The 12,025-nt window shown below is 43.2% G+C and carries 8 protein-coding genes and 1 riboswitch; all 8 genes read left to right on the top strand.

Going from position 1 to position 12,025, the window contains the following annotated elements:
* The first annotated feature begins 466 nt into the window (after positions 1 to 466).
* On the top strand, positions 467 to 670 hold the full coding sequence (gene rpsU / locus N4A56_RS11060) for a 30S ribosomal protein S21 (RefSeq protein WP_066852698.1): 204 nt from the start codon (positions 467 to 469) through the stop codon (positions 668 to 670).
* A 112-nt stretch (positions 671 to 782) separates the two neighbouring features.
* Positions 783 to 1,226 (top strand): GatB/YqeY domain-containing protein, encoded by a 444-nt coding sequence (locus N4A56_RS11055; protein WP_293667979.1) that lies wholly within the window; start codon positions 783 to 785, stop codon positions 1,224 to 1,226.
* A gap of 4 nt (positions 1,227 to 1,230) precedes the next feature.
* Complete coding sequence (locus N4A56_RS11050; protein WP_295547280.1) at positions 1,231 to 3,531, top strand: endonuclease MutS2; 2,301 nt, start codon at positions 1,231 to 1,233, stop codon at positions 3,529 to 3,531.
* Positions 3,532 to 3,566: 35 nt separating this feature from the next.
* Positions 3,567 to 5,354, top strand: coding sequence for a DNA primase (dnaG, locus tag N4A56_RS11045; protein ID WP_295547277.1), 1,788 nt, complete (start codon positions 3,567 to 3,569; stop codon positions 5,352 to 5,354).
* On the top strand, positions 5,341 to 7,113 hold the full coding sequence (gene rpoD / locus N4A56_RS11040) for an RNA polymerase sigma factor RpoD (RefSeq protein ID WP_293667973.1): 1,773 nt from the start codon (positions 5,341 to 5,343) through the stop codon (positions 7,111 to 7,113). The genes dnaG and rpoD overlap by 14 nt, the downstream gene beginning before the upstream one ends.
* 730 nt (positions 7,114 to 7,843) lie before the next feature.
* Positions 7,844 to 8,926: a diguanylate cyclase gene (locus N4A56_RS11035; RefSeq protein WP_295547275.1), complete on the top strand. Its 1,083-nt coding sequence runs from the start codon at positions 7,844 to 7,846 to the stop codon at positions 8,924 to 8,926.
* Between the two features lie 71 nt (positions 8,927 to 8,997).
* Positions 8,998 to 9,139, top strand: a riboswitch (FMN riboswitch).
* A gap of 103 nt (positions 9,140 to 9,242) precedes the next feature.
* Positions 9,243 to 9,887: a 3,4-dihydroxy-2-butanone-4-phosphate synthase gene (ribB, locus tag N4A56_RS11030; protein WP_293668142.1), complete on the top strand. Its 645-nt coding sequence runs from the start codon at positions 9,243 to 9,245 to the stop codon at positions 9,885 to 9,887.
* 390 nt (positions 9,888 to 10,277) lie between these two features.
* A complete protein-coding gene (locus tag N4A56_RS11025; protein WP_295547272.1) occupies positions 10,278 to 11,942 on the top strand; it encodes a methyl-accepting chemotaxis protein in 1,665 nt (554 codons plus the stop codon).
* Positions 11,943 to 12,025: the final 83 nt, after the last annotated feature.

The following is a 12,025-nucleotide window of genomic DNA, read 5'->3' as shown; positions in this document are numbered from 1 at the left end:
TCATGTCACCACTCTCCACTTGAGCAACAACAGCCAGTTTAAAGCCTAATGTGTAGTCCCGTTGTGTTCGCTTAGTCTTTGTTCTTGTTTGCTTTCTCATAATAAGTCCTTTTCTTGTGAACTTATTCAAGGACGGGACAGTTTGTTAAAAAAAGCCTACTGCTTGCAGTAGGCTTTTTTTATTGTTTTCGGATGTATTACTGAGTTGCGACCTTGCGTTGCAATTATCTTCTTCTTTTTAAAATGGTGGCAGTAGCAGCTATGTCTGACTGAGTGTTGCTGCGCCTTCAGCGTGTTTTCATTTCTGTCTCGTAAGGTGAAAAAACTGCTAAGCGTTTTTGCCTATATAATTTATAAATACATTTTAAAAAATGCTTGCAAAAAAACAAATCAGCACGTAAGTTATTCTCTTGTCTTAAACATGATTTTTGTTTGGGATAGTAAGTAAAGAAGGTGGTGATATTTCATGCCAGGCGTATATCTTGATGATAGCGACTACAACTTCGACATCGCGCTTCGCCGCTTTAAAAAGCAGGTTGAAAAGGCAGGCATTCTTTCAGAAATGAAAAAACGTCAGCATTTCGAAAAACCTAGCGTAATGCGTAAGAAGAAGAAAGCAGCCGCCCGTAAACGTCTTCTTAAGAAGATGAGAAAGATGAATCAGTACTAATCTAGTACTTGTTCACCGCTACGGCGGGTGCATCTTATAGATGCTTCTTGGCGGGGATTCGGTTTTCGGATCCCCGCATTATTCTATGCTAAAATTACATAAGAGTGACAGCATGAGCCTTATTCAGCAGATCGATAAAGACTACATTACTGCCTATAAAGCCAAGGAGCAAGTTGCACTTGGTGTACTTCGTCATCTGAAAACTGCTGCTAAAAATATGCAGATTGATCTTAAGCGTGAACTCAACGATGAGGAAATGCTTGAAGTTGTGATGAAGCAGGCAAAACAGCGTCAGGACTCTATTGAACAGTTCCGCGCGGCTAATCGTGAAGATTTGGTAGCAACAGAAGCAGCAGAACTTGAAGTTTTGCAGAACTACTTGCCAAGCCAGCTTTCCGATGAAGAACTTGAAGAACTCGTTACTAAAACTGTATCTGAAACTGGTGCTGCTGGTATGAAAGATATGGGTAAAGTAATGAATGCTATTATGGCAGAATACAAAGGTCGCGTAGACGGTAAAAAACTGAGCGCATCAGTTCGCGCAAAGCTCGCATAATTCTATGGAGCAGCGTACCATACACAATTTAGAGTTCCGTAAGGTGCTTGAGCGCCTTGCGGACTTTGCTGTTTCGGAGGCTGGCGCAAATGCGTGTCTTGCCATTGCTCCTGCATCTACCCGTGATGAAGCACAAAAAGATGCACAGCTCTTTAGACAAGGGCAGGAGTGGGCACGAACCGTTGCTGTAAAGCTTACGTCTTTCCCCGATCTTGCAGGAATGTTCGGCTTTATCGACAGTCCTTCAGCAGTGTTGGATCTTGATGATCTTTGGGCATTGCGTCAGGTGCTTGTGCAGGCGCGTGACTTGCGGGCATCTATCCGCGTTAATGCCGATGATTCTCCATGGCCGTTGCTGTTAGCAATGGTAGATAATTTTCCGTGGCCGGAGCAGTGTGCATCCGGTCTTTCCCGTTGTGTCGGGGATGATGGTCTTATCCGTGATAACAGTTCCCCAGAACTTTTACTGATACGTCAGGAAATTCGTCGAATTCACCAGACTTGTACCCGTAAAGTTAAAGATTTTGTTAATTCACACGGCATCCTTCAGTACCTTCAGGACGAATACGTTACTCTTTCCAGTGACAGATATGTTCTGCCGCTTAAAAGTAACTTCAAAGGGCGTGTTCAGGGGATTATTCATGATTATTCCCAAACAGGCGAGACGTGTTACTTTGAACCGATGTTCCTTGTTGATCTAAACAACGAACTTGCAGAACTGAAAAAACAAGAGCGTGAGGAAGAGCACAAGGTGCTTGAATTTCTTACCGGTCTTGTACGTGCTCATTACGGGGCATTGCACGGTGTGTACAGTTTGATGGTACATGTCGATGTTCTTCTTGCGAAATGTGCGCTGGCTACTAAATTCGGTGGCGTTGCACTGGACTTCAGTGATGCGGGAAAATTGCATCTTATTGATGCGTTGCATCCTTTGCTTGCCTTGTCAGAAGGTGGTGCATTGCCTGTAACACTTGAGCTTCAGAAAGAGCAGTTTGCTTTACTTATCAGTGGCGGCAACGCGGGTGGTAAGACGGTATGTCTTAAAACCATCGGACTTATTGCTATTATGGCAATGAGCGGTTTGCCTGTGCCTGTGAAAGAAGGTAGCAGCATACCTTTCTGGAAAAATATTTTTGCGTTCATTGGCGATGAGCAGAGTCTGGAAGAGAATGTATCAACATTCACCGCACAGATTACAAATTTGAGCGGCATCTGGGATACAGCAGACGACAGCACTCTTGTTATTCTTGATGAATTTGGTGCAGGTACTGACCCTGCACAGGGCGCAGCTCTTGCTCAGGCCGTAATTGACGAATTATTAGAGCGTGGCGCATTTATTTGTGCTGCTACTCACTTCCCTGCATTAAAGGCATACGCACTTTCGAACGATAAGGTTCGTGCAGCATCTGTGTTGTTTGATCCGAGTACAAAGAAGCCGTTGTACCGTCTTGCGTACGATCAGGTCGGTGCGTCTCAGGCTCTTGATGTCGCCCGTGAACACGGAATGCCGGACTATGTACTCCGCCGTGCTGAGCAATATTTGCTGATGGACGGTGAAGATACTTCTGCGTTGATTGACCGTTTGAATACTCTGGCTGTTGAGCGTGAACGTGAAGTGTCAAAGCTTGATAATGAACGTCAGCGTTTCGAAGAGCGTCGCAAAAAAATGAATGCTCGGTACGAACGTGAGCGTGATAAACTGTTTGGCGATATCCAAAAAGAAGCTCACAATGTTCTGAACGACTTAAAAACACAGAAAATTACCCATAAGCAGGCGCTTAAAGAACTGGCGAAAACCCGTCAAAAGCTTGCAGAAACAACTAAGGCGGAGCAGCCGAAAAAAGAGGCTCTCGCGCCACAGGAAATTAAACCCGGTCAGACATTAAAATACAATCCTTGGAAAAAATCAGGTGTTGTAGAAGAAGTTGATGAAAGACGCGCAAAGGTGAAGATTAACCTTTCCGGCGTTGCTATGTGGGTTAATTTGCACGATGTTTCGTTTGCCGATGAAGGAAATAAAACTGTTCAAGCCGCTAAGACTACAGTAAAAGCTGAACGTAAAACTTCTTTTAGGGTTGACTTACGTGGAAAGCGTGCTGATGTAGCTATAAGCGAACTTGACTCTTTTCTAGATAAGGCTCTGCTGAGCAATATTGAAGAGCTTGAAGTTGTACACGGTAAAGGGACTGGTGCATTGCGCCGTGAGATTCATTCGTATCTCAAAAATTCTCCTTCCGTTGCATCATTCCGCCTTGCTCCTGCCGATCTTGGCGGTGACGGGATGACTATTGTTGAATTGCGATAATGTCGTAAACGTATCGTAACGACTCTGGATCAGCCATGACAAATAGCGGATTTTCTGCTGTCAAAGAAATAAAAGCCCGACTGAATATTGCCGATGTGGCACGGCGCTATATGGAATTACGCCATGCCGGAGGCAGATGGATGGGGCTTTGTCCTTTTCATCAGGAAAAGACACCATCTTTTTCAATTAATGAGGAAGAAGGTTTTTACTATTGTTTCGGGTGTCAGGCTGCTGGCGATGTTATTGACTTTTATTGTAAAGTGAATGGATTGGAATTTCGGGAAGGACTGCAACAACTTGCAGAAGAAACCGGAGTTCAACTTGCAGAGTACAAACCAGACCCTCGTGCGAAAGAGGAGCGTGATTTTCGAAAGCAATGTTATGCTATGTATGACATTGCGAAAAATCACTTTCGCCAAAATCTTTCCAAGCATGATGCACGGGAGTGTCGAAATTATATAAAAGGGCGCAAGCTTGCGCCTGAGATTGTTGAACGCTTTGAACTGGGCTGGGCTCCTGATTCGTGGCAATCCCTTTCTGATGCACTTATTGCACAGGGGATGACTCAGAAACAGGCTGCTGAGGCTGGTCTGTTGTCACGTAATGATCGCGGACGTGTGTATGATCGCTTTCGTGGAAGATTTATTTTCCCGATCAAGAACCTTTCCGGACAAGTTATCGCTTTTGGCGGTAGAATCATTGGAAAAAGTGATCAAGCGAAGTATATCAACAGTAGTGATTCGGCAATCTACAAAAAAGGCGAGCATCTTTACGGACTTTTTCAGGCTCGCAGAGCTATATCAGCAACCAAAAGTGCCTTTCTTACAGAAGGGTACATGGATGTGCTTACTCTGCATCAATTTGGTTTTGAAAATGCTTGTGGGGTGCTCGGCACTGCTCTTACGCCGGATCAGGTAAAACGACTGAGCGGCTTTTGTTCTTCTGTTGATCTCATTTTTGATGGAGATGAAGCAGGGCGCAAAGCAGCGTTAAAAAGTTGTGAAATGATTTTGGCAAAAGGCATGAAATGTCGTGTTGTTCTTTTGCCTGATGGTGAAGACATTGACAGTTTCTTACACGAGCGGGGCGTAGAGGCATTTGAAGACCTGCTTGCCCAATCGCCAGACGGGCTATCCTTTTGCACGGCTACTGTGAGCATGTATGCTCCCCGTGATGTAATGGATTGGACTACCCGTTTTTTGAGCAGTATGGAACAACCTGAACTCTGTTCATTTTATGTATCCCGTATTGCTTCAGGGTTAGGGCTGGATGAAGCAGAGCTACGTCAGCTGGTTGCGCCTAAAAAAAATGTTCAGTCAGCGTCCCGGTCTTCATTTCCCCAGCGGGGAAGACAGGAGAAGTCTGGGCGTTGGGGTAAGAAAAAGGACGAAATACAGGGGCAAGCCCCTCGTCCTGTTTTAGCTGCTTCATTGGAAGAGCGAGTGTTGCAGTTTATTGTGCGTTACCCGCACCATGTGTTCACTTTGGAGCAATATGGCGGGATAGAACTTTTGCAGTCTGCATGGGCTGAATCGCTCTGGAACAAAATTTCTGCATACGGCAATGATGCCGCTGAGTACCTAGAAGGTAAAGAAAAAGTATTTTGGATTAAGCATCGTATTGTAGATACGGTGGCAATGCAAAAAGAACAGGAAGAATTGAACGACGTCTGTATGTTCCTGGAAAGAACTCGCCGCCAACAGCAAGGGCAATCCCTAGTCGCCGCAATGCGGCATATAACAGAGGGGGGCGAACAGGATGCAGAGATGGATTTTCTTCTGGCCTTAAAAGAATCCTTGGGGAGGTCCAATGGGGAATATTAAGGACATCCAGCAAATTAAGTCCTTGATTGCGAAGGGCAAGGTCAACGGGTTCCTGACTTTTGATGAAGTCAACAAAGCGTTACCGGCTGAAGTGAATACTCCCGAGCAGGTTGAAGAAATTATCGGGATTTTCGACCAGTTGAATATTGCTATTGTTGATACCAACAAAGCCAAGGATGACGTACCTGTTGCCGATGCTGAAAACGATGACGACCTGCCTTCTGAAGACGTTATAGAATTTAACGAAGAAGAAGAAACTACTGATTACGCTTCACGCAGCACTGATCCGGTACGTATGTACCTGCGTGAAATGGGTGCAGTTCCATTGCTTGACCGCGATGGTGAAGTTGTAATCGCTAAGAAAATAGAAATTGGTGAGCAGGATGTATTATATGCACTCGTAGAAGTGCCTGTAGCTGTTGAGGAACTCGTAAGCGTTGGTGAAGACCTTAGAGAGAACCGCGTAAAGCTGAAAGACGTTGTTAAGACCATCGAAGAAGATGATCCTAGCGAAGACGAGCTTAACCAGCGCGAGCGCGTAATCAAGCTTCTTGATGAGATTCGCAACATCTACAAAAAGAAAAGAAAGATTTACGACAAGCTCGATGACTGCTGTACTCTCGAACGTCGAGTGTATGGTCTTCAGAAAGAGATTATTCAGTATAAAGAAGATGTTGTTGTGCGTCTTCGTGATATTAAACTGGAAAAAACTCTTATTGATCGCGTTATTGAAACTGTTGAAGATTACGTGCGCCAGATGCATAACTGTCAGCGTGACCTTTCTGCATATATTCTTTCCACTGGTAAAACTCAGTCCGAAATTCAGGTTCTGTTTAAGCAGCTTGATGATCGTGAAGTAAACCCGGTTGTGGCTGCGGACGAACTTGGTCTTACTGTCGATGAGTTGTTCTCCTTTAAGGAAATGATTCTTGGTAAGATTGAAATTCTGCACCGTTTGCAGGAAAGATGTTGCCATAACGTTACAGATCTTGAAGAAGTGCTCTGGCGTATTAAGCACGGTAATACCGCTGCAATGCGTGCAAAGCAGGAACTTATTCGTTCCAACCTTCGTCTTGTTGTAAGTATTGCTAAAAAATATACAAACCGCGGTTTGCAGTTCCTTGATCTCATTCAGGAAGGTAACATCGGTTTGATGAAAGCTGTAGATAAGTTCGAATACCAGCGTGGTTACAAGTTCTCCACATACGCAACTTGGTGGATTCGTCAGGCTATCACTCGCGCAATTGCGGATCAGGCTCGTACTATCCGTATTCCTGTGCATATGATCGAGACAATCAACAAGTTAATCAGAACTTCTCGTTACCTCGTTCAGGAGCTTGGACGTGATCCTACACCTGAAGAAATTGCAGAGCGAATGGATTACCCAATTGATAAGGTAAAGAAAGTTCTGAAGATTGCCAAAGAGCCGATTTCTCTTGAAACACCAATTGGTGATGAAGAAGATTCCAGCCTTGGTGATTTTATTGAAGATAAAAAAGCAGTCGCTCCAGCAGAAGAAGTGGTTAACACAAAGCTCGGAGAGCAGATTGCTGGCGTTCTTGCAGACTTGACTCCACGTGAGGAGCAGGTGCTGCGTAAGCGTTTCGGTATCGGTGAAAAATCTGACCATACTCTTGAAGAGGTTGGTAAGTTATTTAACGTTACTCGTGAACGTATCCGTCAGATCGAAGCAAAAGCACTTCGAAAATTACGACATCCAGTTCGAAGTCAGACGCTCAAGTCTTACTACGAAAACTAAAAAAAAGCGGCTTCAACTGAAGCCGCTTTTTTTGTCAGTTTGCTTTGGTTAGTCGTTGCGTTATCCCTCTTTTTTGACTGCGGTATGGAAGTGCACCATGCTATACAGAACAATGTGCAAACTTTTGCATTGCTAAAATTATTTTATATATACCTAGGTGGTGAGAGAAACAAAAAATACATTTAATTCTATCAGATGTATATAATAGAAAAAAAGAAGAGTGCTATTTTTTGATCTTGAATTGAAATTATATATAGTTAATGGCTCTGATGAGTAATCTTTTACGGAGATTACTTGTATTGTAGTAAGAATTAGCGTGTCACTATGGCTTGCTTTTAGTGTACTCACTCCTTTTTACTGTGATAATACGTAAAGAAATTAGTTTGTGCGGGCACACAGTGAGAGTCATAGTTGTTGCATAATTATGGAATCTCGCTGTATAAAACCCATTGAAAATTTACTTAGAATTTGGAAAGGGTCAGCGCCTGTTAAACTCATTGTTTTTCTAAGGAATAGGCGAGCTGAGTTATACCTTTTGATAGTGAATCTATAGTTTTTTCGTAAGCGAGGCGCGGTATCTTTAGTTTTGAGATATTTTATAATAGATGCGCTTTAGTTTGATTTTATAACTTATTAAGAAATATACTGATTTGTAACTTGAACAAATTTATTCAAGAGTGTGTTCTTTCTGGTCAGCTATATTTAGTAAAACTGTGTTTGTAAGGGGGCAATGTTGCATTCTGATAACCCTTCAAAAAGAATCTGCAATTTTGAAATAGGTCATAAATATTGTGATCTGTTTGAACGTTTGGGAGTTCCGCGTGAAGATCGTTGGCGCTCCTTGCTTTCGTGTTTGCGCAGTACTCAGAAATACTCATACTACTCTCAGGAGCAGAAGAAAGCTGTTGCCGCTTTACTCATTAAAACACTAGAAGATTCAATTTTTAACGACGAAACTTATTTTTCTGTTTTGCGTGAATATCAGGCAATTTTAGCCAGCTCATACGCGAAGCGGCTGGAAGAAGCGTTGAAAGAATCTGCTGACTTAGCTGATAATTTTCGTAAGAGCGTTTATAAGCACAAAGGTGCAGTGGAAGGGCTTGAGGAAAAAAGTGTTGCAGCGGTGCAAAGTGGAACGAATCCCGACGAAATTGTTTCGCAACTTCGGAGCACTTTTCAAGAGATAATCTCTATGATGCAAGAAGATGCAGAGCGTCTAGATCAAATCTGCAAGACAGATAGTCTGACAGGACTTTTTAATCGCAGAGCGTTTGATGAATCTTTGGCATCTAGAGTTACAGCGTGGAAGAATAACAACGTCCCGTTGTGCTTGCTGTTCTTAGATATTGATAATTTGAAAAACTTTAATGACCGGTTCGGGCATCGCATTGGCGATCAGGCGTTGCAAACATTTTCTCAGATCATGCAGGAAGTGGCTCATAGAACCTATAGTGAGCAAGAAGTTGCTTGTTGTAGATTCGGTGGGGATGAATTTGCAATTTTACTGTCTGGCAATGCTATTTTTCATGTTACTGATATTGCACAATCTATTCGTTCGCGCCTTGAAACATATGACTTCGTCATTCGTGATAATCAAGGACGTATTGTTAACCGGAATGTGCAAATGACAGTTTCGTGTGGTTTTGCATTTGCTGAGGATTTTGAATTAGATAATCTAGCGGGACTGCTGTTGGATGCAGCTGATGCCGCTCTTTATGAAGCAAAAGACCGTGGACGCAATAGAATAGTAAAATACGTAAAAAATGAAGATAGTTGTGAGTTTGTCGTTGTGAGCGGCGGAGATGCAGCTTAAGAAAAATAATAAAAATTGGCTTGCTACAGTTGACACAATAGCTCGAACCATATAGCCAACTCTTAACGCGAATTTATTCTCAGGGCAGGGTGAAATTCCCTACCGGCGGTGAGCCTCTTTAGGTGAGCCCGCGAGCGCTTCGTTGTACGAAGGTCAGCAGATCTGGTGTAATTCCAGAGCCGACGGTTAAAGTCCGGATGAAAGAGAGTAAATGCAGCTTGCATTTCCTTTTGCGCAGCGATTGAAGCTGCCTGTCTTTTTGCACTGCTTTTTACTTGCCCTGATTCTTGCGATTCTTAAAAAAATGGAGAATTCAATGAATCAGTCATTACTCACTCAATTTGGTACTTCAGAAGAACGTGTAAAAAATGCTCTTGCTGCTTTGCAGAAAGGGCTTGGTGTCATTGTTACTGATGATGAAGATCGTGAAAACGAAGGTGATATGATCTTTTCTTCAGAGCATCTTACACCTGCGCAGATGGCTTTACTTATCCGTGAGTGCAGCGGCATTGTCTGTCTTTGCATGACCGATGATAAAGTGAAAGAACTCGACTTGCCAATGATGGTTGACGAGAACCACAGCCAATACCAGACTGCATTTACAGTATCTATCGAAGCTGCTGAAGGTGTGACAACCGGTGTTTCTGCCGCTGACCGTGTTCGCACAGTTAAAGCTGCATCTTGTACCGGCGCAAACTCTTCTGCTATCAATAGCCCGGGACATGTATTCCCACTGCGTGCTCGTGAAGGCGGTGTTCTTGAGCGTCGTGGTCATACTGAAGCAACAGTTGATCTTATGCGCCTCTCTGGTCTTGGAACCTGCGGTGTTCTTTGTGAGGTAACCAACCCAGATGGCACAATGGCACGCATGCCTGAGCTTGTTGAAATCTCTAAAAAATATGAAATGCCAATTCTAACTATTGAAGATCTCGTAAGCTACAGAGAGAAAAACAACATTTAGTTAGCTGCGCTACTACCTAAAACACAACGATGAAGACCGGACGTTTTGTCCGGTCTTTTTTTTATGGAATTTTGAGCCAAGCTAAGAAGTAAAGCTAAATAACGTGCTGTCGATAAGAGCATACGCAACAATAAATCAATTATGGTGAAAGCGTGAGTGCTCTTTACTTTTTTAGGTGGATAACGATTTGTATGCGCTATGTATGTGATCTTTTGTGCAGGTCGAAGCAGTGTTTCAGGGGTGTTAAGCATATGAAAATAGAACGATAGTTTGAAGTTCAAGTGTTATTAAGAAATATGCTTTTCTAATTCGGTATAGTTGTGTCATAAGCTTTTTCTTTTTCGAAAGTAAATAATATTGCGATTCCCTTCTAATTAATGGAAATTAACCGTGGTTAAATCAAATAAAAATATTATTATCGGGCTGCTATTTTTTCTCACAGGTCTCATTTGCTATACCGTGTATACCTGCCAATCGACCATTAATCATAAGATGGAGCAAGTGGATCGAGATCTTCTTGCTGGTGCGATGGCGGCGGCAAATATTGTTCCTGATTCCTTTAATGCCCAAGTTCGGTCTGGAAAAATAAATGATGCTGAATATGCTAAGATAGTAAAAAAGCTTTCCAGATATGTTGCTACTTCAAAGCATGCGTATGTCTACACAATGACGCTTGTGGGTAATGATGTTCATTACACTGCGAGCAGCGCCACACCGCAGGAGTTACGCGAAGGCTACATACAGTATTATGAAAAATACGAAGACACTACTGACGACTTACTGATGTCATTGAGGACTGGAAAAGTTGTTTTTGAAACGTTGGAAGATAGTTATGGGACGTTTCGTTCTGTTTCCGTTCCTATGAACGCCTCTGATGGTACGCGCTATATGGCAGGAGCGGACATCAATCTTTCAGATGTTGAAGCAATTCGTCAGGAAACGTATGTTACATCAATAGTCACGAGCCTATATTTTCTGCTTATTCTTTCTCCGTTGGTTTTCCTTATATATAGGGGAGCAAAAGGACAGGAAGAGTTTCTCCATGCAGAAATTGACCGTAATACACAAAACATTGTGACACTGAATAAAGAGCTGGAAGAAAGAATGTGCGAGGTTGATCGAGCTGCTGAAAGCTCTCAACAAGCTATGCACGATGCCCTTGCAGCTAAGGAAGCCGCAGAATCGCGTCGCGAAAAGGTACTACAAGCAGCGGGACAGTTAAACGGAATTGTTGGACGTGTAACAAAAGCAACACACGCTCTTTCAGAAAATGTTGAAGATGCTGTGTCTGGAGCGAGGATTCAACTGGAAAAAACTGCTGAAGCTGCAATAGCAATGGAAGAGATTAATACTTCTGTTGTGGATGTTGCTCACAATGCTAATAATGCGTCTGGTTACGCTGAAAATGCACGCGAAGGGGCTGTGAATGGCGCAACGGTGGTTAATTCTGTTAGTGAAGCAATTACGGAAGTAGATGGGCAGGCTGAGCAGATGAAGTTGAACTTTAATGAGTTGGCTTCGAAAGCTGAGGGCATCAATAGCATTATGAACGTGATTTCAGATATTGCAGATCAGACTAACCTGCTGGCGCTTATTGCAGCTATTGAAGCTGCTCGTGCTGGAGATGCTGGGCGTGGGTTTGCTGTAGTCGCAGATGAAGTGCGGAAGCTCGCAGAAAAAACCATGGATGCTACTCAAGAGGTAGGACAAGCCATTACAGATATTCAGCAGGCGTCACAGGAAAATATTGCTGGCATGGAGCGTGTCATGAAGACTGTTGAGAAGTCGACAGGACTCGCGACTAGTGCTGGAGATTCTCTGAATTCAATCGTACAGATGATTGAAACGAGTGCTGAGCAGGTTCAACATATTGCTACCGTAAGTGAGCAACAGGCAATTACAAGTGAGCAGGTGAGCCGAAGAGCCGATGAGGTTAAGCATATTGCTGAAGAGACAGAGCAGAACATGTCAATATCTGCACAGTCGGTTACCGAGCTAACTGAGATGACAAGTGAGCTGAAGGCGCTTGTTGACGACCTTTTGCAAGATGAATAGCACTTCTAAAAGGTTGTTTCACTTCATGCTGTTATCAGTGTCGTGTACAGATTGCACTGTGATTTTACATAGCTAATAAAAAA

Source organism: Halodesulfovibrio sp. (assembly GCF_025210605.1).
GTDB lineage: Bacteria > Desulfobacterota > Desulfovibrionia > Desulfovibrionales > Desulfovibrionaceae > Halodesulfovibrio.
The sequence above is the reverse complement of the archived record's forward strand: the minus strand, read 5'-3'. Positions and strand labels throughout refer to the sequence as shown.

Excerpts from the sequence above, each read along its gene's own strand:
- rpsU (WP_066852698.1), top strand. The coding sequence starts at position 467 with ATGCCAGGCGTATATCTTGATGATAGCGACTACAACTTCGACATCGCG.
- N4A56_RS11055 (WP_293667979.1), top strand. The coding sequence starts at position 783 with ATGAGCCTTATTCAGCAGATCGATAAAGACTACATTACTGCCTATAAA.
- N4A56_RS11050 (WP_295547280.1), top strand. The coding sequence starts at position 1,231 with ATGGAGCAGCGTACCATACACAATTTAGAGTTCCGTAAGGTGCTTGAG.
- dnaG (WP_295547277.1), top strand. The coding sequence starts at position 3,567 with ATGACAAATAGCGGATTTTCTGCTGTCAAAGAAATAAAAGCCCGACTG.
- rpoD (WP_293667973.1), top strand. The coding sequence starts at position 5,341 with ATGGGGAATATTAAGGACATCCAGCAAATTAAGTCCTTGATTGCGAAG.
- N4A56_RS11035 (WP_295547275.1), top strand. The coding sequence starts at position 7,844 with ATGTTGCATTCTGATAACCCTTCAAAAAGAATCTGCAATTTTGAAATA.
- ribB (WP_293668142.1), top strand. The coding sequence starts at position 9,243 with ATGAATCAGTCATTACTCACTCAATTTGGTACTTCAGAAGAACGTGTA.